Source organism: Paenibacillus doosanensis, from assembly GCF_025060755.1.
In the GTDB taxonomy this organism is placed as follows: domain Bacteria; phylum Bacillota; class Bacilli; order Paenibacillales; family NBRC-103111; genus Paenibacillus_S; species Paenibacillus_S doosanensis.
Map to the genome: position 1 here is coordinate 1 of NZ_JANYUY010000084.1, position 23,159 is coordinate 23,159.

Consider the following 23,159-nt stretch of genomic DNA (forward strand, 5'->3'; position numbering starts at 1 on the left):
TCGATACGTCTAAGCCTACGTATTTTATGGTATCCTTCATAGTACAGACTCTCCTTTGCAATTTAGCTCTGATTTTGGTTTTGGTTTAGCTTCTACTACACCATTATTCCCAAAATTAACCTAAGACATTGCACTGACGGGGAGTCTGTCTCGTTCATGATAACTGTTGAAATCGGGGGGGCCAAGGCGACCGCTGCGTTTCTCCGGAGTGCCCTCGCTTGCTCCGCCTGCTTTTTCACCGTTTTCATTTAATATGGTGATTTCGTCGTAGCCTGCGGTCGATAGAGGCTTTCCCTCGCTGTTGTAGCCGGATTTTTTTCATTTTGAACCCTGAAGCGGGGAAAATCCGTCTGTCTACAAAAGCGACCGCTTACGCTTCTCCAACTCTATCGTCTCTCCGGCCGCTTGTTCCCCACGCTTTTAAAAGTATGATATAAAGGTTCGCTACCGCGACGCTTCTTTAATCGCTTTCAGCCGCTTCATCACGTCGTTGCCGCCCCGTCCGAAATAATCGTGCAGCCGGTTGTATTCCTCATACAGCTTCTCGTACACGGCGACATTTGCCGGAATCGGCTTGTATGTCTCTTCCCTGACGCGCGCCATGCGGCTCGCCGCTTCAACGATCGTGTCATATCCGCCTTGGGCAGAGCCCGCGGCAACGGCGCCGAACATCGCCGCCCCCAGCGCCGGAGTCTGCTTGGAGTCCGCAATCTTGATCTCGCGGTTGGTCACGTCGGCATAAATTTGCATCAGCAGCTTATTTTTTTGAGGAAGCCCGCCGCAAGCGTACAACTCGTTGACTTCTACGCCGCTATGATGAAAGGCGTCTACGATTTTGCGCGTTCCAAAAGCGGTTGCTTCCAGCAGCGCGCGGTAAATCTCTTCCGGCTTGGTCAGCAGCGTGCAGCCTACGAGCAGGCCGGTCAAGTCGGTATCGACCAGCACCGACCGGTTGCCGTTCCACCAATCGAGCGCCAGCAGGCCGGTTTCCCCGGGCTTGTAGGCAGACGCCCTGCGCTCCAGCCATTCGTGCACGTTGACGCCTTCCGCCTCGGCCGCCTCTTTCACATAGGCCGGTACCCCCTGCTCGACATACCATGCAAAAATATCTCCGACCGCCGACTGTCCCGCCTCATAGCCCAAGTAACCGGGGATGATGCCGTCTTCGACGACGCCGCACATGCCTTCGACCTCGCGCTCCTCGGTTCCAAGCAGCATATGGCAGATGGAGGTGCCCATAGCCATGACCAGCTTGCCCGGCGTAACGACGCCGACGCCCGGAACGGCCGCATGCGCGTCCACATTGCCTACCGCGATCGCGATGCCCGGCCTAATCCCCATCAGGCTTGCCATCTCCGGGGTCAGCTCTCCCGCCTTCGTCCCGAGCGGCACGACTTCTCCCCGCAGCTTGGTGCGGGTCAAGTTCTCCAGCCTTGGGTCCAGTGCCTTAAAAAAAACGTCGCTCGGATATCCGTCCTGCTTATGCCAGATCGCTTTATACCCGGCCGTACAGCTGTTGCGCAGGTAAGTTCCGGTCATTTGCGAAACGACCCAGTCCGCCGCCTCCATAAATTGATCGGTCTTATCGTAAATATGCGGGGCCTCATTCAATATTTGCCATACTTTGGCGATCATCCACTCGGAAGAAATTTTCCCGCCGTACCGCGGCAGGAATGCTTCTCCCCGCTCTTTGGCGATCTCATTGATCCGGCTTGCTTCCTCCTGCGCCGCATGATGCTTCCACAGCTTCACCCAGCTGTGCGGATCGTCGCGCAGCTCCGGGTTCAGGCACAGCGGCCTGCCTTCGGCGTCGACGGGCAGCATCGTGCATGCCGTAAAATCGATGCCGAGTCCGATCACGTCGCGCGGGTCCACTCCCGAAGCCTTCATGACGGCCGGAACGGAACGCCGCAGCACTTCGATATAATCGCCCGGATGCTGCAGGGCCCAATCGTGCTTCAGCTCAATATCCGAGTACGGAAGCCGCTCGTCGATCACGTTATGCGGGTACGGCGTCACATGATCGGCAACCTCCGCGCCGTCGGACAAATCGACGAGCACCGCACGGCCCGATTCGGTTCCGTAATCTACGCCAATCGCATACTTTTTGCTCATTGCCTCATTCGAACCTCCTTGTGTAGGGGACCCATCCCCTCATATGTAATCGCATTCATCGTTCCAGCCCGGAAGTCCGGGATTTAGTTCTGCATCCAGCTTACTTTTGTCCGTAATACGCATTCACGCCGTGCTTGCGCAAAAAATGGCGGTCGAGCAGCGTCTGATTCATGGCCGGAACTCCCGCCTGCAGCGAGCACGTCCGATGGGCGATCTTAGCCACTTCCTCCAGCACGACGGCGTTATGAACGGCCTCGTGAGGGTCCTTGCCCCAATTGAACGGAGCATGGCAGTGCACCAGCACGCCCGGCATTTGATTCGGATCGCGGTCCTTGAACGTTTCCACGATTACATTGCCCGTCTCCAGCTCGTAAGCTCCCTTGATTTCGGCCTCCGTCATCGGTCTCGTGCAAGGAACCTCCCCGTAAAAATAATCCGCATGAGTCGTCCCCAACGCCGGAATGCCGATCCCCGCCTGCGCCCAGGAGGTTGCCCACGGCGAATGCGTGTGCACGATCCCGCCGATGTCCGGAAACGCCTTATACAAAACGAGGTGGGTCGCCGTATCGGATGAAGGCTTCAGCTTCCCTTCCACAATGTTTCCGTCCAGATCGACTACGACCAAATCCTCTACCCGGAGCCGTTCGTAAGGAACGCCGCTCGGCTTAATGACGACGAGGCCGAGCTCGCGATCGATACCGCTTACATTTCCCCATGTAAACGTAACAAGGCCGTACTTCGGCAAATTAAGATTCGCTTCCCATACGGCCTGCTTGAGTTGTACTAACAACTTGTATCATCACCTTTCAATAAATGAATGAGATCGATACATTTATTATATAATTGTACGTACAATTTTACCACATTTTTTTTCGGATGATTCCTATTGTTTTTTCAAATGGCTCTCCGAACCTGTCAGACCGGAACCGGTCCCGTCGAATCTCTGACGATCAGTTCGGGCTCGAATACGACAGGCTCCGCCGTGTTCGTTCTCCGCTCGATCATCTCCGTCAGCAGCTGCGCGGCAGCGGCCCCCATCTTCTCCTTCGGATGGGCCAGCGTCGTCAGCTTCACCTCGGTAGCGACGGCCAAGGCCGAATCATCGAAGCCGATGATGGATAAATCCTGCGGCACGCTAAGCCCCGCTTGTCTTACGGCGTCCAGCAGCATGACGGCAAGCTCGTCGTTGTAGCAAACCAGCGCCGTCGGCCGCTCGCTGCCCGCCGCCAGCATGGCCAGCGCGGCTTCCAGCGGTTTGCTGCGTTTGGTCTCCGTCGTATAGTGGATTACCGACTCCGGCAGCAGCGGAACCTTATACTCCTGATGCGCCCTGATAAAACCCTTCAGCCGGTTGACGCCCTGCAGATCGTCCATCTTGAAAAATCCGGCCAGCCTAAGGTGGCCCAGCCTGATCAAATGCTCGGCCGCTTGATAACCGCCCGCTTCATCGTTCATCTTAATGTACGGACAACTAATTTCAGGATAGCTTTCGTTAATCATAATATAAGGAATTCCCTGGTAATTTAGCGATAAATAATAATTCAAATTGGGATTGCCCTCCGCGCTCTTGGTCGGCTCGATGATCAGCCCGCTCAATGGCTCGCTCATCATCATTTGCAGGCTCTCCTGCTCCTTCCGCTTGTCGTTATCCGTACTGGAAAGCAGCATCCTATACCCTTTGCTGCGGAGAGCGGCCTCGGCTCCCCGGACAATATGCGGGAATATGTAATCGGATATGTACGTCGTAATGATACCGATCGTCTGGACATCCGGATTTTTCTTCGCGGCTTGCGGACTCGATACGAAGGTACCTTTCCCCTGCACGCGATAGATCCACCCGTCCTGCTCCAGAACGCCGAACGTCTGCCGGACCGTTTGCCGGCTCATTCCGAACTGCTCGGCGATTTCATTCTCCGTCGGCATCCGGTCGTTCGGCTTAAGCTTGCCGGATTGAAGCCAGGACAATATCTCCTGCTTCAGTATCATATATTTGGGCTGCTGCTTGCTGCTGTCTGTCATAGGTCACCTCAGTAAGAACCGCTGTCAAGGCTGCTCGTTCGAATTTTACGTACATTATAACATTATTCAAAGTTGTATGTACATATGCACCCTTCCACAATTTTCCATCCCATACGTGCGCATCTTCTTTTCGCAACTTATTTGCGGTATGCTCGTAAATAGGTATCGGAGGATTTTGGCAAGATCATCTGGAGAATATTTAGATATAGAAGCGAGGATGAAGTCATTGAAAGCACTACGATGTCTATTTTTGTTCATGTTAAGTTTACTGGTTCTGGCCGGCTGCGGTTTGTCCGCAGGCCAATCGCCGGCAGCCCCGACAGCCCCGGCCGTCCCGCAAGCGCTCACCAGCTTTGAAGCGGTCGCAAGCTACATACAAGAGCATCACAAATTGCCGGATAATTTCATTACAAAGGAAGGCGCCAAAAAACTCGGCTGGGACCCGCAAAAAGGCAATCTGAACAAAGTCGCGCCGGGCAAAAGCATCGGAGGAGATGTCTTTCAAAACCGGGAAGGCAAGCTGCCGAGCAAAAAAGGGAGAGTCTGGTACGAAGCCGACATCAATTACAAATCGGGACAGCGAGGCAAAGATCGAGTCTTGTTTTCCAACGACGGTTTAATCTATAAGACGGAAGATCATTACGAAACGTTCACACCGATCAAATAAACGGCGAGGGGGGTTCTGGAACTATGCGCAGCATTATATTGGACGGCACAAAAATCGAAACCCGCGAGCAGCTTCATGCCGTGTTGAAACAATCGCTGGCATTGCCCGATTATTACGGCAATAACCTGGATGCGTTATGGGATTGCATGACCGGCTGGGTCCAAATGCCATTAACGGTCCGCTGGCTGCATTTTGAGGAAAGCGAAAAAAAGCTCGGCGACTACAGCCGGCTATTGCTCCAGCTCTTGGAACAGGCGGAACAAGAAATCGCGGGCTTCCGCCTGCAGCTTGAATAACGGCTCGACCTTCTCTTGATGAAAAAAACGGCACCTCCCGGTTCAGCTCCGATGCTGACGGGAAGTGCCGTTTTTAAGCGCTGCGCAGTCGCAGTCGGCGCATACGCTGCCGGTCTTCGCGAACCGGCTTCGTGCCGCTTCAGACCGTTAGTTGGAAGACGCCGTTTCCAGCACGCACGCCTTCCATTTTTCCAATTCGTTAGTGCATATCCAAACCTGAGGGTATTTGCGCCTCAGCTCGCGCATGTCCGCCTCATCGTCGATCGTCCAGGCGATCACCTGAATCCCCTGCTCCTCGCACAGCCGCACGTAGTCGTCGGTCAAATAAATGTATTTGACCGAAATATACCGGGCATCGAGCTCCCGGGCGAACGGGAATACCGAAGGCGTCGCTCCGTAAATGACCAGCCCCAGCTCAATATCCTTGGACAGCTGGCGCATGCGCTGGATGGAATAGTGATCGAAGGAGGTCACGAAGACCTGATCCTGAACGCCGCATTCGCGCACGGTTTCCAGCACCTTCTCTTCCAGACCCGGATACAGATCGCCGCTTTGCTTCAGCTCAATGTCCACCTTGGCTCTGCCCTTAGCCAGTGCGAGCACGTCCTTCAGCAGCGGAATTGATTGCTCTCCGCCAGTGCGAAGCCGCTGAAGCTCCTCCCACGTATAATCGACCACGCGTCCTTTTCCGTTTGTCGTTCTGTTGACTGTAGGATCGTGAATGACAACCGGGACGCCGTCCTTGGTCAAGTTCACATCCAGTTCCAAATGGCTGAACGACAAATCCAGCGCAGCTTGAAAGGATACCAGCGTATTTTCGGGATATTTCTTAGGATACCCGCGATGGGCCAATCCGACGATGCTCATGGTTCACCCTCCTGCTTATTCGTTCATTTTCAACATTTGAATGCGGTCCAGCGCATAGCTGGACGATTGCTTGTACATGCTTGCTCCGGATTCGAACAACATATAGAGCGTGCCTTGAGAATAGACGATCCCTTCGGACATCGGCGGAACCGGCTTCGTTTCCTGCTTGTTCTTGCTGTCCAGAAACCATACCGGCACAGATTCGGAGCCGATCGCCGCCTGCGTATGAGGCTTCTCCGACAGCACGTTGGCATGCTGGATAAGCGAGCTGGCCGCATTGCGGCCCGACGATTGGCTGAGCAGAATTTTATTTTTCAAGACCGCCATCCCCTGCACGCTATCCGGCAAAGACAAGATGTAATCCGGCGTGACCGGCTTGCCGTCGTCTTTCGACTTGCCTGCGGGAAGATCGTCGGTCTGCTCGTCGAGCTTATATCCTACGGCCCAGGCTTTATATTCCTTATCGTCGCGGTTTGTCATATAATGCGACTTCTCCGTAGGATAATCCTTGCCGGCAAATTCGCCGGCCCATAACACTCCGTCGCCGTAGGTCGTAAAGGAAGCCCTCGTCTCCGTATGGATCGAGCCGCCGAAGGTCAGCTTGCCCTCGCTGCCCGCCTGAACGATATCCTCCAGCTTAAGCCGGTATATATCGTTATCCGATGAAATCCATACATGGCTTCGGCTGACCGTTACCCCTCCGGCATGACCGGTGTAAGGCTTATCCGCATCCTTATACAGCTCCAGCACCTTTATCATCGAACCCGTTGCGGCATCGATCACGGTAAGAAGGCTGGGAAGTCCGTTCTCGCGATAATGGCTTACCAAAATCCAGTTTTTCTCGTCGATGAAGCCGATTCCTTGCGGAACCGCCTTTTGCATCAGAGCCGGAACGACCGGTCCTTGCTTGGCTTCCTGCAGAAAAGGCTTAATCTCGGGAATATCGACGCGGATCTTGATGCCGGCTTCTTCCTGCGTAATCTTGCCGTTCGCCGCTCCCGCCTGACTCTCCGGCTTCTTGGCTTCGGCGCCGGCCGCCTGGGCCTGCGGTTTCCCCGCGGTCGCCTGCTGAGCTTGCTGGCAGCCGACCGCACTCATACACAACAAACCGGATACTATGATCATAACCGCTTTTTGCTTCACTGGACAGTCTCCTTTTGAAAAATGCGCATTCAGCTGGTGTAAATCCCGTTATTTGAAGGTCGAATTGGCCATCGCCGCCACAATATGCTTTTGCGCAAAGACGAAGACGACAACGATCGGCAGAATAACGACGACGCTGGCCGCCATCAACAGATGGAAGTTGAGCGCTTCGTTCCCCGCAATCGAATCCCGCATCATCGCGATACCTACGGTAAGCACCCGCATCTGATTCGAGTTGGTCATGACCAGCGGCCAGAAGTACGAGTTCCAGCTGTGAATGAAGCTGATGACCAGCAGCGTAATGACCGTCGGAAACGCCATCGGCAGCAAAATCCGGTAGAGCACCTGGATGCGGCTCGCGCCGTCCACCTTGGCCGCCTCGATCACGTCGTTGTTAATCGAGCGGAACGTCTGGCGCAGCAGGAAGATGCCGTAGGCCGATGCCGCATGCGGGATGATGAGCGCATAGAACGTATTGATCCATCCCAGCTTCGACATCATGACATAGACGGGCACGAACGTAACTTGATCCGGCACGATCAACGCCGCAAGAACGAGAATAAACAGCTTCTCTCTTCCTGGAAAATTCCCTTTGGCAAAAGCGTAAGCGGCCATCAAGCCGATGTTGATCTGCAAAAAGATGATGCCTACGGTCTGGATCAGCGTATTGGATGCGAATCTCCAAAACGGAATCGCGTTAAAAGCGTCAATAAAGTTTCCCCACATCAGCTTCTCCGGCCAGAAGGTCGGCACGGCCAGCCTCAGCTCGAACGGAGTTTTGAGCGCGGTAATCAACATCCAGTAAACCGGAAAGAAAATGAGCACTGTAATCAGAATGGCAACTGTATACCGGGAGGTTACCCATAGAGATTTAGTCATAGATCTATAACCTACCCTTCATAATGAACTTTCTTCTTGGACACATACATCTGTACCATAGTCAGCAGCACGATGATGAGGAAGAAAATAATGACTAGCGCCGAAGCTCTGCCTGTTTTGAACTCGGAGAACGCCATCGTGTAAATCCAGTACACCATTGCCTTGGTCGACTCCAGCGGTCCCCCGTTCGTCATAACGTCGACGGATTGGAACACCTGCATGGAGGAAATGAAATTCGTAACGACCAGGAACAAGGTAATCGGCGATAGCATCGGCAGCGTAATATGCCTGAATTGCACGAACTTGCTCGCTCCGTCGATGCTGGAAGCTTCGTAATACTCGACCGGAACGCTGCGCAGGCCGGCGATGAAGATGATCATCGCGAAGCCTACTCCCTTCCATACCGATACGATAATAAGCACCCAGAGCGCCGTGCGCGGATTTTGCAGCCATTGTACGGGCTCCAGGCCGAACAGCTTGATCAGCTCATTCATCAAACCGTACTGCGAGTTGAATATCCACAAAAACACCATCGATACGATTACCATTGAAATGTAGTGCGGCATAAAAATCAGCATCCGCAGGAAGTTGAAAAATTTCGATTGAACGTTGAACAGCAGCGCGAGCAGCAGTCCGATGCCGAGCGTCAGCACAACGTCCAGAATCGTGTAAGTAAACGTAATTTTAAGCACATTGTAGAACGTATCGTCCGTCAGCAGCTTCGTATAGTTTTCCATCCCGATAAATTTCTTTACCGGTTTTGTCATATTCCAGTTCGTGAAGCTAAGGTAGAACGAGTTGACCAGCGGGTAATAGATAAACACAATCAGGAACGCCAGAGCAGGCAAGGCGAACGAGAAATCTTTCAGCGCCTCCATCATGCGGAAGGCGGACCGTCTAGGCTTGCTCTTGTCGATGGCCTCGGTCTTGGAATTCAATTGGGTACTGCCGGAAGACTTCATGGTACCGCTCCTCTCGGGGCTTACTTATAATCTGCTATAATCTCGTTGATTTCTTTAACGGAATCTTTCAACAATGGAACTGGGTCCTCGTTGTTCAAAACCATCTTGCCGACAATTTCTTTATACACGTTGCTGAATTCCGGATAGGCAGGATGCTGCACGCGCGGTGCTACGTTGTCGAAGTTTTCGAATACGGCTTTGTATTGCGGCCATTTTTCAAAGTATTTCTTGCCTTCTTCCGTATTGACGACCGATTTATGAGTCGGCAGGTAGCCCGTGTAATCGGCCCACTTGATGTTGTTTTCCGCTCCGACCATAAACTTGACGAATTTCCATGCGGCTTCTTTTTGCTTGGCCGGCGCGCCGTCCATAATGACGATCCCCGCTCCGCCGATATGCGATTTTCTTTCCTTGTCGCCTGGAATAAACGATACGCCTACTTCGAATTTCGCGTTTTGCACATAGGTCTTGATGATTGCGGAAGAGTGCTGAACCATCGCGACTTTGCCTTCCAGGAACATTTGTCTCATAACGTCGGATGCGCCTTTGCCGTAGCCCATTTGCATCGAGCCGTCTTTAATCCATTTCTGGAAGTTTTGAATCCATCTCATGCTGTCCGGTTGATCGAAGCCCGACTTTTCGTCTTTGGTCAAGATCGTGCCGCCGCCGTTCGTAATCCACGGATCGTAGTACCACGTATCCCAGCCGGGAACGGAGAATGCGTATCTGGTCGTTTTGCCGCTCTCCTTCACGGTCACCTTTTTGTTAAAATCTTCGATTTCGCTCCATGTTTGCGGAGGCTTCACGCCCAATTGATCCAGCATCGTTTTGTTGTACACCATTACGCTCGTGCTGACGATCAGCGGGAATCCGTATTGCTTGTCGTTATAGGAATACGCTTGGAGCATCCCTTTGGAGAAGTCGTTCAGATCGACGTTATCGCGTTTGATGTACGGGGTCAGGTCTGCGAATACGCCTCCGTCGGCGAAGTTCGGCAGCGCCGACACTTCCACGTTCGTGACCGCCGGTACGTCCTTGGCCGCCACCGCAGCCTGCAGCTTTTTATGCAAATCGGTATAAGCGCCCTGGAAGACAGGCTCTACCGTAATGTTAGGATATTTTTTGTTAAATTCCTGAATCATGTAATTGACGCCGGCCATCTGCTCATCCGAGTGGGAATGCCAATATTGAATCGTGATGGGGGAGTTGTCCTCCGCCGCTGCTTTGGCATCTTCGATCTTTCCCGAGTCTGCGCCTCCGTTGGAACATCCAACGATGGAGCCGAATAATGCAGCTGATACCGCCAAGCTTACCCATTTCTTGTTTTTCATGCTTGTTACCCCTCTCGTTTTTTAAAGAATGCGTTTTCATCGACTTACACCAAGACTTCACAAGCGATGCATTTGCGGACATTTGCTAAAAAAGACAGCAAAAAAAGATCATAGAGAACAACAAGAGACACTTACTGCGTGTGCACAAATGGCGCAGTCAAACCGGTGTCCCTTGGATTATCTCATGATCTCCGCATCCAAGTGAAAGTATATGAAGTTTTGTGAACCGCTTACTTACCTCAAAAGTATGACATATGGTCTGTAACTTGTCAATGCTTTGTCATGTTAATAAATTATTAATCATACCATTAATCCAAACCACATACAACTTGAATGTTTATTTATGGCATTAACTAACCTGCGAGCGCGAACGCGTTTCGAAGCTTCCCGGCATTTTCCAGTGGCTGGATTCGAGCGAGATGACATCGCCTCCCCCGGCAGCGGAAATATTTTCAATCGCCTTCGTCAGCTTCTCGGCATGGGTCGTTTTGACGCTGAATTTGAGCTCCATGATCATATCCGTCCAGCCGGAGCCTTGCGGAGATTCCTCGGATTTCATTTTGACGTTGACGATCTGAACGCCTTGTTCGCCGAATAAAGACGATATTTTGCCCATGACGCCGGGCCTGTCGAATACCTTGATGATCACTTCCTGCTGCCTCCGGTTGCGCATCAGATGCTTCTCCCACTTGTTCAAGACGAACAGGCTGAGGAGCACCATGACCGTGGCCAGAGCCGCGCAATAAAAGAATCCCGCCCCTACGCACAAGCCTATGGCCGCCACGACCCAGATCGAAGCGGCGGTCGTAAGTCCGGAAACGGTCGAGCCGGTCCTGAGAATCGCGCCGGCGCCGAGGAAACCGATCCCGCTGATCACCTGAGCCGACAACCGGGCCGGGTCCGTCCTGACGTTGGGCTCCGCTATGAACTGGCTGAAGCCGTAAATCGACAGCAGCATAATCGACGCCGCGCCGATGCAGACGAGAATGTGCGTGCGCAAGCCTGCCGCATGGTTGCTCCATTCCCGCTCGAAGCCGATCAGCCCGCCCATGACGGCCGCAGCCAAAATGCGCAAGGTCAGCTCCAAATGCGTTATATGCCAAATCGGATTTAATACCGTATACATATGCCCGCCCCTCCTTAAGACGAGACCGTCTGCAGCTTCTTCTGGGTGGAAGGAAGCTCGTGAATATTGCGGAACAGCTGATTCAGCATATCCAGCTGCATATCTTTCTGCATCGGGTCGAGCTGAAGCATATCGTTCATCAGCTTCTCCACGATGTTGCGGTATTTCTCCGCCTTGGCCAGATGAAAGTACGACCAGCCGGAGCGAAGCCGCAGAAAGTCGGCGGCGGTTACCGTCATCTCCTCCTGAACGGAGTACGTAAGCTGCGCATGAAGCCACTGCAGCTGGGCCGGGAGATTCTGCTTCCGCGACTCGGGCAAGTAGTTCAGAATCCGCAGCGCATTCGATCCGTACGTATCGACCCACTCCTGCATCGTCTGCCCGTCAATGCCTTGGGAAATTCCCGACTGAAGCATCTCCCGCTTCCACTCCGCGAAGGTGACGCCGTCGCGCTTCTCGCCCCCGGTAATCGTAATTTGATCCGTCGTGCATGCCGGATACGAGCGCCCGGTTTCCCGCTTCAGCTCTCCCGCAACCAGGTCGACGACCTTCTCCGCCATTTTGCGGAAGCCTGTGAGCTTGCCGCCGGCGATCGTAATCAGCTTGCTGTCCGAGACGAAAATTTCGTCTTTGCGCGAAAGCTCCGACGGCCCTTTGCCTTCCTCGTAAATCAGCGGTCTTAAGCCGGCCCAATGCGATTTGATATCCCCCGGCGTCAGCTTGATCGCAGGAAACATCGCATTGACGGCACGGATCAAATAATCCCGGTCCTCCAGCGTCGTTCTGGGCTGGTCGATCGATTCCGAATAAGCGGTATCCGTCGTTCCGACGTAAGTAATGTTGCCACGCGGAATGACGAACACCATCCGCCCGTCCGGCGTATCGAAGTAAGCCGCCTGCCGCACCGGAAGACGATGATAATCGACGACAAGATGCACGCCTTTGGTCAAAAACAGCCGTTTGCCCTTCAAGGAGCCGTCGAGGCTGCGCACCTGATCCACCCACGGCCCCGCCGCATTGACGATATGCTTGGCCCGAATCATCTGACGCAGCCCGCCGATCCGGTCGTGCACCTCCACGCCGACAGCCTTGCCGTTCTCGTAGATGAACTTCACCGCTTCCGCATAATTGACGATTCGCGCTCCCCGCTGCACCGCCGTCTTCATAATATCCAGCGTCAAACGCGCGTCGTCGGTGCGGTATTCGTAATAGAGACCGCCGCCCTTCAGCCCTTCCTTCTTCAGCAGCGGTTCCCGCTCGATCGTCTCCTTGCGCCCGAGCATTTTTCTCCGCTCTTTGCGGGCGACTCCAGCCAGCCAGTCGTAAATGTACAGTCCGATGGAGGAAGCGAAGTAACCGTAAGTGCCTCCCTTATACACCGGAAGCAGCATCGGCGCGGGAATGACGAGGTGCGGCGCGTTTTTATACAATATGGCCCTCTCCCGCCCGACCTCCTGCACCAGCTTGATCTCGCCCTGCTTCAGGTAACGCAGCCCGCCGTGGATCAGCTTGGTCGAACGGCTGCTCGTTCCCGATGCGAAATCGTTCTTCTCCAGCACTCCGACCCGGATTCCCCGGGTAGCCGCATCCAGTGCGATGCCCGCGCCCGTAATTCCGCCGCCGATGACCAGCAGCTCCAGCGGCTCCTCCGCCATCGACTGCAAAATGCCCCGCCGGTTTTTTGCCGAAAACTCGGTCTTCCCATTCAAATTGATTCGCCTCCGTTACAAATAAAAAAACCTCCGCGAAAAAGAACAACCTGGCATAAGCCGGCCGCACTTTTCCAAAGAGGTTTCTCCATAGTCTCATCCCGCTTTGAATCCGATGCACATCAAACCATATGCAATTGTCTAACTCTCTCGCTGCCCTTGCAAGCGGGCGCTCACCATAAATCCGACTTGCCGGCCGATACGGCCAGAGCGCCGGCTCTCAGCGCTTCGTCGATCTCTTCCTGGTTGCCGACGAGTCCTCCGGCGATGATCGGAAGCGGTGTCATATTCGTCATCTCGCGGACGATTCTCGGCATGATGCCGGGCATGACTTCGATCGCATCCGGCTGGCTCTGCTCCACGGCCTTGATCCCTCTGGTCACGGCGCTGCGGTCGATCAGAAAAATACGCTGAATCGCCATCAGCTTATGATCCTTGGCAACCCGAATCAGATTGCTCTTCGTGGATATGATGCCCGTCGGCTTGATGTTCTGGGCCATGTACGCGACGCCGCTCTTGTCGGGCGCGATCCCGTCGATGAACTCCATGTGAGGAAACACATGCTTCCCTGCTTCCTTAATGCGGTCAACCAGTTCTTTCATATTAAAAATGGAGCCGGTCAGTAAGAAAATGATGTTCGCTTCGCTTTTCAACGCAAGCTCCAAATCTTCTTCTCTTTGAACTGCTGCAATGGTCTGATGCTCGACCAGATCGACAATCGGATACATACGTCTCCTCCTTTCAAAGGTGACACCATTATACCACGAAATGTCTACAGCCGGACGATTTCTTTGATGCTCGGAATAACATGCGCCGGCTTGTATTCCGATGAGGCGGCCATTTCGGCGGTGGCCACGCCGGTCAATACGAGCACGGATTGCATCCCGGCGTCGTTGCCCATTCTGATGTCCGTCTCGAGCCGGTCTCCGATCATGAAGCAATCGGCATACTGGAGGCCCAAGTGCTCGACCGCCGCTTCGGCTGCGATCAGCGAAGGCTTGCCGACGACGAGGTCGATCGATCTGCCCGTAGCCGCTTCCAAAGCTGCGATGAACGTTCCCGTATCCGGGATTTGACCGTGATCCAGCGGACAGGTGGCATCCGGGTTGGAGGCGATAATTTTGGAGCCGCTTACAGCGGCCTGGTACACGATGTTCAGCTTGTCGTAAGTAAATTGCCGGTCCCAGGACAGAACGACGTAATCGGGATTGACGCTGTCGCCGGTCAAGGCGATGCCGTGGCTTTGCAGCTCGTCGTGAATCGGCTGCTCCCCGATGACGTACACCCGCTCGCCGGGAGCCATTCTTTTTTGCAAATAGCGCGCTACGATCAGCGAAGAATTAAGCACATCCTCCACACTCGTCGGTATCCCCATCTTGGTCAGCTTCTCCGCATACGACTGCCGGGTAGCGATCGGTTTATTGGATAAAAAGACGACCCGGTCCCCGCGTTCCCGCAAAATTCGAATGGCTTCGGCTGCGCCTTCGATCATTCTATCTCCCAGATAAATGGTGCCGTCCAGATCAAATACGTATCCCCTCATGCTCTTCTTCCTCGCTTTTATTTAAAAATAATACAAAAAACCCCTATCCACAGTAAACACACCTGTTCCCCGCAAGGGAAGGCATGATTACGGATAAGGGTTTCTCCATCTACTCGAACCTACCGTATTTCAATGCATTGAATTGATTTGAATTATAGAGGGGAACTCCCCGTTTGTCAACGAAAACTTAACAAATTATTTTCATCCCGTTCTCCTCTTGCCAAAAACCGCATTTGGATTTATTGTATGTTCCATGACATGGGAGCTAATTTCTCATATCGTCAATCCATGAACCAACAGGAGGCCGAAGATGAATATTATTTGCATGGGAACCGCCAGCGCAGCGGGCAGCGCGGACAGGGACAATACGTATTTGCTCGTTCAACACGAAGAGGACTGTATTCTGATCGATGTCGGCGGCAATCCGCTCGGCAAGCTGAAAAAACTGCGGATTCCGTTAAACCGCATCAGCGAGGTTGTGTTCACCCATTTCCATATCGACCACATTTACGGCTTGCCGTCGCTTCTATGGGGAATGTGGATCGCCGGACGGGAAGACGCCTTGACCATCCGCTGCTCGAAGAGCAACGAAGCTCAGCTCCGCAGCCTGCTGCACAGCTATCAGACGGCAAGCTGGCCTATTCGTTTCGACATTCGCATCGCTCTGTTCGATGACGGCGCCGTAACGCAGCTGTTCGACAGAAACGGCCTGACGATGACCGCCTTCCCGAGCCTGCATGCCGGACCGACCGTCGGACTCAAGCTGGTTCACGACGGAAAGGTAACGATCTACTCGGCCGATACCCGGCCAAACGAATGGATTCGCGAGCAATCGCCGGTACATACGCTCATCCATGAAGCGACGACGGCGGCGGATTCCTCCTCCCAAGCGCACTCCAGCCTGGACGCCGTGCTCCGGTACTATCCGGTCGAACGCATCGACCGCATCGTCATCGTCCATTTGAGCGATGACGAGCCTTACGAGGCCGTGCTGGATTCGTGTCCCGAACAGCTGCGCCGCAAGGTTACGCTCGCCAGCGATCTGATGACGATCAGCTTGTAAGCGCTATTTCACCCGTGCGATCGAGAATTTCGTTCTCCGCCGTAAAATCGTGATTGGACAGCATAATGAGGGCAAGGCCCTGCTCGGGGTATTGCCTGAATTTGCTCCAGCAGCCCGGCAGCCAGCCGCCATGCCCGCGGAAACGATCGTATACGGACCAGCCGTAGCCGTAATGCCGGCGCGGGCTGGCCTCGGCATGACGTCGGAACATCCGGGCGAGAGCGTCTCCGGAAACGATCGGATTGGCATAGAGCGCCCGGTCCCATAAAAGCAGATCTTCCGCAGTGGAGTACAAGCTGCCCGAGCCTTGGAAATTATGGATTTCATAGTACCGCGCTTTCGTCAAAACTCCGGCTTCATCCTTCGTATACCCGTCAGCCAACCCGGATACGATGCTTTGCGAATAAGCGCTGCCGGTCGAGGTCATCCCGAGCGGTTCCAAAATCACGCTCCGCAAAAATTCCCCGTAGCTCTGCTCCGAAATTCGCTCGATCAACGAGGCGAGCAGATTGTATCCAGTGTTGCCGTAAGACCAGCCCTTCCCCGGCTCGAACAGGAGCGGTACATCCTTGATCAGCGCCAGCATGTCTTCCGTTCGAAGAAGGCTGCGCTCCTCTCCGTTCGCAAAAGCCGGCAGCTTCTCGAAGTCGGGAATGCCCGACGTATGCGTCATCAGATGATGCAGCGTCGCCTTCACCGGCAGCCACGGGCATGTGAAATAGCGCCGGACGGAATCGCCCAAATCCAGCTTTCCCCGCTCGGCCAGCCATAAGATGCCCATCGCCGTAAACGATTTGGAGATGGAGGCGATGCGAAACTTCGTATCCGGGCGGTTCGGTACGGCATGCTCGCGGTTTGCCCATCCGTAAGCCCCGCTTAGGATAACCTGTCCGTGCTGCGCCACGAGTACGGTACCGCTGTATTGCTGCTCCTGAACATAATCCGCAAAAAGCTCGTCCAGCCGCTGTTCAATCGACATCCTGAATCACTTCCCCCGATGGTTTGGTCTGAGAAAAACGTCTATCCATATGTATGGCGATGCGGTACGTCGAATTCCCGTTACTTTGCGCAGGCGCCGATCTACCTCCGAAGCTTTGCCGGTGCCGCATGGTTTAGCGGGAACCGGTGCGCAGGACGGCATTGCAAAAGCCGGCCTCCCGCCGGTGCCTGCGGTACACCCTCGGCACGCGCTTCGCTACGGCGCATACGATTTCGTAGTTAATCGTGCCGGCGAGCGCGGCAACCTCATCGATGGAGGCGCCCGCGCCGTCCCTCGGATCGCCGCCGTACACGGTTACTTCATCGCCTACGCGGACATCCGGCAGGCCGGTGACGTCCACCATCGTCTGATCCATGCAAATCCGGCCGATGATGGGGGCCTGCCCTCCCCGGATGAGGACGCAGCCGCGATTGGAGAGCGAGCGCGGCAAACCGTCCGCATAGCCGATCGGAATGGCCGCGACCCGGATGTCGCGATCCGGCCGGTACGTGCAGCCGTAGCCGACCGGCTGCCCGGCGGCAACCGGCTTCAGCGAGGCGACCGCCGTCTTGAGCCGGAACGCCTGCTTCAGCTCCAGCCCGGCGGCGTTCGCATCCGGAGCGGGAAGCAGGCCGTACAGGCTGATCCCGATCCGGATCATATCCAGATGCATCTGGGGAAAGCGCAGCGCCGCAGCGCTGTTGCAGCAGTGGGCTATCGGCACGGACAGCCCTTCCCGCCGCAAGCGCTCCACGATGCCGGTGAAGGCGGCGAACTGCCGCTCCGTATACGACGGATCAGGCGCGTCGGCATCGGCGAAATGGGTAAATACGCCCTCCAGCCTCAAGCCCGGAATGCTCGCCGCCTTTCGCGCCAAAGCGAGCGCTTCGTCCGCTTCCGTCACGCCGAGACGGGACATCCCCGTATCGATTTTCAGATGGACCGCAGCTTCCCGCTGCAGCCGCTGCGCGCAAGCGGCAATGCAATCCAGCGCCTTGCCGGTGAACACGGTCAAAGCCACGCCGCTTCGCACGGCGGCTTCCGTCGAACGAGGCGGCGTATAGCCCAGCACGAGGATCGGCAGCCCGATCCCGGCCTCCCTCAGCTGCAGCGCCTCGTCGAGGAAGGCGACGCCCAGATAGTCCGCCCCCGCTTCCATCGCCGCAGCGGCGGCCGCTGCCGCTCCGTGGCCGTAGCCGTCGGCTTTGACGACGGCCATCAGCCGGCAGGACGGCGACGCGCAGGCTTTGAACGCAGCCGCATTATGGTAAATCGCGTCGAGCGATATTTCCGCCCGGGTATCCCGATAGCTGTACATTCCTGTTCCTCCCCGTCTTGCCGCCCGCTAGATTGCCTTCTCTACAGGAACGTACTCATACTGCAAATCCTTGGCTACGGCCGGATGCGTAATACACCCGCCGGCCGTATTGACGCCTTTGGCCAGCGCCGCATTGCCGCCCACCGCCTGCTTGACGCCGTAATCGGCGATTTGCAGCGCGTAAGGCAGCGTCGCGTTCGTAAGCGCAAATGTGGATGTTCTCGGCACCGCTCCGGGCATGTTCGCCACCGCATAGTGGACGACGTCATGCTTCACGTATACGGGATCGTCATGCGTGGTGATGCGGTCGGCCGTTTCCACGATGCCTCCCTGGTCGATGGCGATATCGACGATCACGGAGCCCGGCGACATCGAACGCACCATCGCCTCGGTAACCAGCTTCGGCGCTTTCGCTCCGGGAATCAATACGGCCCCGATAACGAGGTCGGATTGCTCTACCTCCTGCGCAATATGCTCTGTATTCGACATCAAGGTTTGAACTTCCCTGCCGAACAAATCGTCCAAATACCGCAGCCGCTCCGGATTGACATCGATGATCGTCACCTCGGCGCCGAGCCCTGCGGCAATTTTGGCCGCATGAACCCCGGCCACGCCGCCACCGATCACGGCGACCTTCCCCCGCTTCACCCCGGGAACGCCGCCGAGGACAAGCCCCTTGCCGCCGTGGGGCTTCTCCAGAAACTGCGCGCCGATTTGCGCCGACATACGCCCCGCGATCTCGCTCATCGGGACGAGCAGAGGCAGCGCGCCGCCTTTCTCAACCGTCTCGTAAGCGATCGCCGTGACGCCTTTGTCCGCCAATGCGGCAGCCAGCGCAGGCTCTGCCGCCAAGTGCAGGTAAGTGAACAGCGTCAAACCCTGCCGAAAATAGCCGTACTCCGCCGCAATCGGCTCCTTCACCTTCATAATCATCTCCGAAGCGGCCCAAACCTCCTCGGCCCGGTCGCAAATACGCGCCCCCGCCGCTTCATACTGCTCGCTGCTGAGACCGCTTCCAATACCGGCGTTCTTTTCTACATAAACGACATGTCCTCTGCGGACCAGTTCCGCTACGCCGGAAGGCGTGAGAGCGACACGGTTCTCATTGTTTTTCATCTCTTTAGGCAAGCCGATTTTCATTCCAGTATTCCTCCTCCAGTCGGGAACCCTACTCGCTTTACGCATGACTAATAGCAGGTTGCGAAGGTGTGTTCCGCTCGTACAGTTAGGATTATAGGATGAATGGAACGCTTTGGCTTCGTGGAAATTTGAGAAAAATCGGCCGGCTTTTTGTGGAAAACCAACAAATGGCTTTTTAACGGGCCAGCCGGTCGAGCTTCAGCTCCAAATACGCGGTCACTTTATGATCGGTGTTTTTCAGATCGATTCCGCCGATGTCTGAAATTCGTTTGAGCCGGTAATTGAGCGTGTTGATGTGAATATGCAGCGCATCGGCCGTCTCCTTCAAGCTGCCGTCATGCTGCAAAAACGCGGATAACGTTTCTACCAGGCAGCTGTGATGCTCCCCATCGTACGCCTTTAGTCGAGGCAAAAAACGGCTTTCATGACGCCGCGTCCGATCCAGCTCCGCCATCGCCGGCAAAAACCGGTAAAATCCCAGCTCTCCGTATTGACGCGTATGCGCCAGCGCTTCCGGAAACCGCTTCTTCAGCTCGAGCACGGCAACGGCTTCCTGCCAGCCCTGCTCGACCATCGTATAATCGCCGTACTCGCTGCTGCTCGCGCCGTCCTTCGGCCCTGTGCCGAACCGCTCCGTCATTTGAGCGATAAAATCGCCGATAAAATCGCCTAAGCCTGCGGCGGCGTTCTCCCTTTCATGCGCTTTGTTGCCGCCATCCGCGGCCGTGAGCAGCACAAGCTGCATGCCGTCGGGCACATGGAACAAAATTTTCACCCGCTGCGTCGTAGTTATCATATATTGAATACGCTGGAGCAGCTCTCCGGTAATTTCCCTCGCGAATTCGAATACGCTCACCCGGTAGCTTGCAGGCAGTGCAATGTGCAGCTGCTCCGCCCGCTCCCTGATCGCCCCGGCGGATTTCAAATGGCCTGTCAGCAGCTGCCAAAACAAATTTTGCTGCCCTTCCTCTTCCTTGCGCTTCTGAATTTGCAGCTGCAGCATCAAATGCTTGGACGCCTCGGACGCCTTCTTCAATAGCGAATAATCGGCTTGATCGAGCCGGCGGTTTTCCTCCATCACCCAAATATAGCCGAGGATTTCGCTCGCTTTGCGAATCGCTATCGCAATCCGGTCGCCAAGACCGACATCGCGTACGGCCGCAATGCGCACTGGCTCCTCGCTTTCCATCAGCCGCTGAATGACGCCGTTTCTCCACAGCGCCCCGATGACCTGCTCAGGGACGCGTCTTCCGATAATCGTCGCTATCCGCGCAGGGTCGGTATGGGGGCTGTGGGAGCTGTAGGCGATCAGCTGATGATTGGCATTCTCAATCGTCACCGGACATTGCAGCACGTCACATATCATATCCGCAAGGGTGACGAAGCTGTCAAAACGGCGGTCAAACGGGTCTTTCTGTATCGACATATACGGCTTGCTCCCCGGTCTCACGTTAATTTCTGGTCTGCTCCCATTGTAAGACAACGGACGTTTCGGAAGCAATATGCGAAATGGACAAATAGGACAAACAGGACTTAAGCGATGCTGCCGCTCAAGTCCTGTCCGTTTCCTCTCGCAGGCGGCAGATCAAGCCTCCTAGGGCATCCCGTTTCCGCTCCTCCTTACTCCTCTTACTCCTCGTCCGCAAAACTGATGACGGCCGTGTCGACTCCCTTCGCCTTCCCTAAATCGGGCGTGTCCACCAGGGCCACTGACGAAGCTTCGGCGCCATGCAGCTCAAAGACGATAATTTCATTGGCGCCCTTCTTAAGCAGCGGGCCAGGGACATACAGCGTCTTTTGCGGACCGCGCTCCCAATAACGGCCCAGATGAAATCCGTTCACGAAGACGATGCCTTTACGCCATCCGTCCAGACGGATGAACGTATCGGCCGGCTCCTCCGCCTCTACCGTCCCGCGGTAGAAAGCGGGGCCGCTCAATTCTCCCGTCTCCTGGGGAATGTCCGACCATTCCAGCGCCGATGCCCAAGACCCGTTCAGCGGAAGCGGATAAATATCCCAGCCGAACAAAAACTGATTATCGAGTCGGACTCCTTCGGTAATCCCTTTATAATCTTTCAGCAGCGGGCCGTAGTTGATGCGGCCCATGTTCTCGACCAGAATCGTCAAGCTCGCTCCTTCAGACGGAATATCCACTATGAGCGGCTGCGGGTTCCATCGCTCGACGACGCCGACGGGAACCCCGTCCACAAAGACCTGCGCCCGGTCGTGAACCTCCTGCAGATGCAGCTCTTGCCCGCGCCGGGGACCCGAAACTTGCGTCGTGTATACGATATACCCGTAATTTTGTCCGAGCTTCTCCATCGGCTCCGGATTCGTACGGGCGATCTTCGCGGACAGCTTCTCCAGCTGACCGAATAGCCCGGCGCAGCTCGTCATGGCGACCTGACCGTAGCTTCGGCGCGGAATCGACTCCGGCAGCGGGATATCGCGGGCGGCGATGCCGTGCTTCCTGAGCACCTCACGCACCGCCCAATATTTGGGCGCAGGCTCGCCCCACTCCGTAAGCGGAGAGTCGTAATCATAGCTCGTGACGGTCGGCTCGTACGTCTTAATATGATTAGCTCCGTTGTAAAAACCGAAGTTCGTGCCGCCGTGGAACATATAGAAATTGACCGAGGCGTCCGCCTCCAGCATCTCGTCCAGCACGGCCGCCACATCCGCCGCATCGCGGGTATGATGCCCCTCCATCCAATGATCGAACCAGCCGTTCCAATATTCCATGCACATCAGCGGCTCGTCCGGGCGGTACTGCCTGAACTTCGCGAACGATTCCGCCGCCTTCGAGCCGAAATTGACGGTGGCGAGCACGCCGTCAAGCGTACCGCCCTGCAGCATCTGATCCGTCGGGCCGTCGGAGGTAAACAGCAATACGTCGACGCTGCGATCGATCAATCCCCGGCGCAGGTAATCCAAGTAGCCGTGATCGTTGCCGTAGCTTCCGTATTCATTCTCGATCTGCATGGCGATAATCGGTCCGCCGTTCGTGCAGAGCAGCGGCTTCAGCTGAGGAATAAGCGCGTCATAATATGCGTCGACCTTGCTTAAATAGAGCGGGTCGGAGCAGCGCAGCCGCATGTCCGTATAACCGAGCAGCCAGGCCGGCAAGCCTCCGAACTCCCATTCCGCGCAAATATACGGGCTGGGCCGGACGATGACATGCAATCCAAGCTCGCCAGCCAGCCGGATAAATTCCGCGACGTCCGCGATGCCGTCGAAGCAGAATCGCCCTTCCTCCGGCTCGTGAACATTCCAGGCCACATACGTTTCCACCGTATTGAAGCCGCATGCCTGCAGTTTCAATAAGCGGTCTCTCCAATATTCCGGCACGACGCGAAAATAATGAATAGCTCCGGAGATAATCCGAACCGGTTCTCCGTTCATAACAAAGCGGTTTCCGTTTACTTCAAACTTTGCGCTCAAGGGCATACCTCTTTTCCGAAATCCGGGCCATGGCCGCTCCGCTCTTGTTTCACCGAACTTTTAGAGCCGCCGTTCTTCCGCCCGGATTTCTGCTCTGTATTCATACTAGCTCTATATTAAAAAGAGCCGGCGGGAAGAACAATGACCAAACGTGGCGACTGCATAACCATTTGTGCAGCAAAACATGCTATACTGTACCTTATTGGAACATCCGGTGAAAAAGTCCGCTGCGGCGTCCATTTGATCCTCCAATCGCTGTTGAAATCGGATTCTTTGGATTGTTTTTTCGTTTTTCTGCGGAGAGAATCCGTTTTCAAAGGCGAATGCTTACGCTTTTCCAGATTCAAATGGCCCCTCCGCTCTTTTTTCACCGCGCTTTTAAAAGTGTGGTGAAAAAGTCCCTGTTATTACAAAATGAAGCCGTCAAAGTTACCAAAAAAACGGAACCCTGAGCATGTAGTGGAGCAAAGATACTGGGGACAGCCTGTTATCTTGGCGAGGACGGTGCAGGAAAGTGCACCAGCCCGTGGCCTTCTGGCTTTGAATCGGCACAGTCGCTTT

Annotated in this window: 20 protein-coding genes; 3 read left to right on the forward strand and 17 right to left on the reverse strand. The window is 55.2% G+C overall.

Annotated features, from left to right (window positions below):
- Positions 1–444: 444 nt before the first annotated feature.
- From N0M98_RS32340 to N0M98_RS32350, 3 genes are all read right to left on the reverse strand, one after another.
- Positions 445–2,115: a ribulokinase gene (locus tag N0M98_RS32340; RefSeq protein ID WP_259620355.1), complete on the reverse strand. Its 1,671-nt coding sequence runs from the start codon at positions 2,113–2,115 to the stop codon at positions 445–447.
- Between the two features lie 100 nt (positions 2,116–2,215).
- Complete coding sequence (gene araD / locus N0M98_RS32345) at positions 2,216–2,905, reverse strand: L-ribulose-5-phosphate 4-epimerase (protein ID WP_259620356.1); 690 nt, start codon at positions 2,903–2,905, stop codon at positions 2,216–2,218.
- A 125-nt stretch (positions 2,906–3,030) separates the two neighbouring features.
- Positions 3,031–4,134 carry a GntR family transcriptional regulator gene (locus tag N0M98_RS32350; RefSeq protein ID WP_249864302.1) on the reverse strand — a complete coding sequence of 368 codons (1,104 nt, stop codon included), beginning with the start codon at positions 4,132–4,134 and terminating at the stop codon, positions 3,031–3,033.
- Positions 4,135–4,390: 256 nt separating this feature from the next.
- Here N0M98_RS32350 and N0M98_RS32355 point away from each other — a divergent pair, with 256 nt between their 5' ends.
- Both N0M98_RS32355 and N0M98_RS32360 read left to right on the forward strand, forming a co-directional pair.
- The gene (locus N0M98_RS32355; protein WP_375295583.1) at positions 4,391–4,801 is read left to right on the forward strand and encodes a ribonuclease; all 411 of its coding nucleotides are present in this window, start codon (positions 4,391–4,393) and stop codon (positions 4,799–4,801) included.
- 23 nt (positions 4,802–4,824) lie between these two features.
- Complete coding sequence (locus N0M98_RS32360; protein WP_249864304.1) at positions 4,825–5,097, forward strand: barstar family protein; 273 nt, start codon at positions 4,825–4,827, stop codon at positions 5,095–5,097.
- Positions 5,098–5,244: 147 nt separating this feature from the next.
- On the opposite strand, the gene N0M98_RS32365 is transcribed toward N0M98_RS32360, so the two are convergent.
- The 9 genes from N0M98_RS32365 to N0M98_RS32405 all read right to left on the reverse strand — a co-directional run bounded on the left by N0M98_RS32365 (position 5,245) and on the right by N0M98_RS32405 (position 14,657).
- On the reverse strand, positions 5,245–5,964 hold the full coding sequence (locus N0M98_RS32365) for a glycerophosphodiester phosphodiesterase (RefSeq protein WP_259620357.1): 720 nt from the start codon (positions 5,962–5,964) through the stop codon (positions 5,245–5,247).
- Positions 5,965–5,979: 15 nt separating this feature from the next.
- The gene (locus tag N0M98_RS32370) at positions 5,980–7,107 is read right to left on the reverse strand and encodes a hypothetical protein (protein WP_259620358.1); all 1,128 of its coding nucleotides are present in this window, start codon (positions 7,105–7,107) and stop codon (positions 5,980–5,982) included.
- Between the two features lie 48 nt (positions 7,108–7,155).
- Positions 7,156–7,986 carry a carbohydrate ABC transporter permease gene (locus N0M98_RS32375; protein ID WP_249864307.1) on the reverse strand — a complete coding sequence of 277 codons (831 nt, stop codon included), beginning with the start codon at positions 7,984–7,986 and terminating at the stop codon, positions 7,156–7,158.
- Positions 7,987–7,997: 11 nt separating this feature from the next.
- Entirely contained in the window at positions 7,998–8,948 is a 951-nt protein-coding gene (locus N0M98_RS32380; protein WP_375295584.1) for a carbohydrate ABC transporter permease, read from the reverse strand.
- A 20-nt stretch (positions 8,949–8,968) separates the two neighbouring features.
- Positions 8,969–10,279, reverse strand: a complete 1,311-nt coding sequence (locus tag N0M98_RS32385) for an ABC transporter substrate-binding protein (protein WP_249864308.1) — start codon at positions 10,277–10,279, stop codon at positions 8,969–8,971.
- Positions 10,280–10,628: 349 nt separating this feature from the next.
- Positions 10,629–11,405 (reverse strand): MgtC/SapB family protein, encoded by a 777-nt coding sequence (locus N0M98_RS32390; protein ID WP_249864309.1) that lies wholly within the window; start codon positions 11,403–11,405, stop codon positions 10,629–10,631.
- 14 nt (positions 11,406–11,419) lie between these two features.
- A complete protein-coding gene (locus N0M98_RS32395) occupies positions 11,420–13,060 on the reverse strand; it encodes a glycerol-3-phosphate dehydrogenase/oxidase (RefSeq protein ID WP_259620364.1) in 1,641 nt (546 codons plus the stop codon).
- 227 nt (positions 13,061–13,287) lie between these two features.
- Positions 13,288–13,842, reverse strand: coding sequence for a glycerol-3-phosphate responsive antiterminator (locus N0M98_RS32400; protein ID WP_249864310.1), 555 nt, complete (start codon positions 13,840–13,842; stop codon positions 13,288–13,290).
- Positions 13,843–13,886: 44 nt separating this feature from the next.
- Positions 13,887–14,657 (reverse strand): HAD-IIA family hydrolase, encoded by a 771-nt coding sequence (locus N0M98_RS32405; protein WP_249864311.1) that lies wholly within the window; start codon positions 14,655–14,657, stop codon positions 13,887–13,889.
- 310 nt (positions 14,658–14,967) lie between these two features.
- Here N0M98_RS32405 and N0M98_RS32410 point away from each other — a divergent pair, with 310 nt between their 5' ends.
- Positions 14,968–15,720, forward strand: a complete 753-nt coding sequence (locus tag N0M98_RS32410) for an MBL fold metallo-hydrolase (protein ID WP_259620359.1) — start codon at positions 14,968–14,970, stop codon at positions 15,718–15,720.
- Here N0M98_RS32410 and N0M98_RS32415 read toward each other — a convergent pair.
- The 5 genes from N0M98_RS32415 to N0M98_RS32435 all read right to left on the reverse strand — a co-directional run bounded on the left by N0M98_RS32415 (position 15,710) and on the right by N0M98_RS32435 (position 22,559).
- On the reverse strand, positions 15,710–16,699 hold the full coding sequence (locus N0M98_RS32415) for a serine hydrolase domain-containing protein (protein WP_259620360.1): 990 nt from the start codon (positions 16,697–16,699) through the stop codon (positions 15,710–15,712). The two genes, N0M98_RS32410 and N0M98_RS32415, sit on opposite strands and share 11 nt — an antisense overlap.
- Positions 16,700–16,832: 133 nt before the next feature.
- The gene (gene alr, locus N0M98_RS32420; protein WP_259620361.1) at positions 16,833–18,017 is read right to left on the reverse strand and encodes an alanine racemase; all 1,185 of its coding nucleotides are present in this window, start codon (positions 18,015–18,017) and stop codon (positions 16,833–16,835) included.
- A gap of 27 nt (positions 18,018–18,044) precedes the next feature.
- A complete protein-coding gene (gene ald / locus N0M98_RS32425; RefSeq protein ID WP_259620362.1) occupies positions 18,045–19,157 on the reverse strand; it encodes an alanine dehydrogenase in 1,113 nt (370 codons plus the stop codon).
- Positions 19,158–19,332: 175 nt separating this feature from the next.
- The gene (locus tag N0M98_RS32430) at positions 19,333–20,583 is read right to left on the reverse strand and encodes a PucR family transcriptional regulator (protein ID WP_259620363.1); all 1,251 of its coding nucleotides are present in this window, start codon (positions 20,581–20,583) and stop codon (positions 19,333–19,335) included.
- A gap of 203 nt (positions 20,584–20,786) precedes the next feature.
- The gene (locus N0M98_RS32435; protein ID WP_259620365.1) at positions 20,787–22,559 is read right to left on the reverse strand and encodes a glycoside hydrolase family 35 protein; all 1,773 of its coding nucleotides are present in this window, start codon (positions 22,557–22,559) and stop codon (positions 20,787–20,789) included.
- Positions 22,560–23,159: the final 600 nt, after the last annotated feature.

Excerpts from the sequence above, each read along its gene's own strand:
- N0M98_RS32430 (WP_259620363.1), bottom strand. The coding sequence starts at position 20,583 with ATGTCGATACAGAAAGACCCGTTTGACCGCCGTTTTGACAGCTTCGTC.
- N0M98_RS32400 (WP_249864310.1), bottom strand. The coding sequence starts at position 13,842 with ATGTATCCGATTGTCGATCTGGTCGAGCATCAGACCATTGCAGCAGTT.
- ald (WP_259620362.1), bottom strand. The coding sequence starts at position 19,157 with ATGAAAATCGGCTTGCCTAAAGAGATGAAAAACAATGAGAACCGTGTC.
- N0M98_RS32435 (WP_259620365.1), bottom strand. The coding sequence starts at position 22,559 with ATGAACGGAGAACCGGTTCGGATTATCTCCGGAGCTATTCATTATTTT.
- N0M98_RS32365 (WP_259620357.1), bottom strand. The coding sequence starts at position 5,964 with ATGAGCATCGTCGGATTGGCCCATCGCGGGTATCCTAAGAAATATCCC.
- N0M98_RS32340 (WP_259620355.1), bottom strand. The coding sequence starts at position 2,115 with ATGAGCAAAAAGTATGCGATTGGCGTAGATTACGGAACCGAATCGGGC.
- N0M98_RS32405 (WP_249864311.1), bottom strand. The coding sequence starts at position 14,657 with ATGAGGGGATACGTATTTGATCTGGACGGCACCATTTATCTGGGAGAT.
- N0M98_RS32415 (WP_259620360.1), bottom strand. The coding sequence starts at position 16,699 with ATGTCGATTGAACAGCGGCTGGACGAGCTTTTTGCGGATTATGTTCAG.
- N0M98_RS32395 (WP_259620364.1), bottom strand. The coding sequence starts at position 13,060 with ATGGCGGAGGAGCCGCTGGAGCTGCTGGTCATCGGCGGCGGAATTACG.
- alr (WP_259620361.1), bottom strand. The coding sequence starts at position 18,017 with ATGTACAGCTATCGGGATACCCGGGCGGAAATATCGCTCGACGCGATT.
- N0M98_RS32375 (WP_249864307.1), bottom strand. The coding sequence starts at position 7,986 with ATGACTAAATCTCTATGGGTAACCTCCCGGTATACAGTTGCCATTCTG.
- N0M98_RS32410 (WP_259620359.1), top strand. The coding sequence starts at position 14,968 with ATGAATATTATTTGCATGGGAACCGCCAGCGCAGCGGGCAGCGCGGAC.
- N0M98_RS32350 (WP_249864302.1), bottom strand. The coding sequence starts at position 4,134 with ATGACAGACAGCAGCAAGCAGCAGCCCAAATATATGATACTGAAGCAG.
- N0M98_RS32390 (WP_249864309.1), bottom strand. The coding sequence starts at position 11,405 with ATGTATACGGTATTAAATCCGATTTGGCATATAACGCATTTGGAGCTG.
- N0M98_RS32385 (WP_249864308.1), bottom strand. The coding sequence starts at position 10,279 with ATGAAAAACAAGAAATGGGTAAGCTTGGCGGTATCAGCTGCATTATTC.
- N0M98_RS32380 (WP_375295584.1), bottom strand. The coding sequence starts at position 8,948 with ATGAAGTCTTCCGGCAGTACCCAATTGAATTCCAAGACCGAGGCCATC.
- N0M98_RS32355 (WP_375295583.1), top strand. The coding sequence starts at position 4,391 with ATGTTAAGTTTACTGGTTCTGGCCGGCTGCGGTTTGTCCGCAGGCCAA.
- N0M98_RS32360 (WP_249864304.1), top strand. The coding sequence starts at position 4,825 with ATGCGCAGCATTATATTGGACGGCACAAAAATCGAAACCCGCGAGCAG.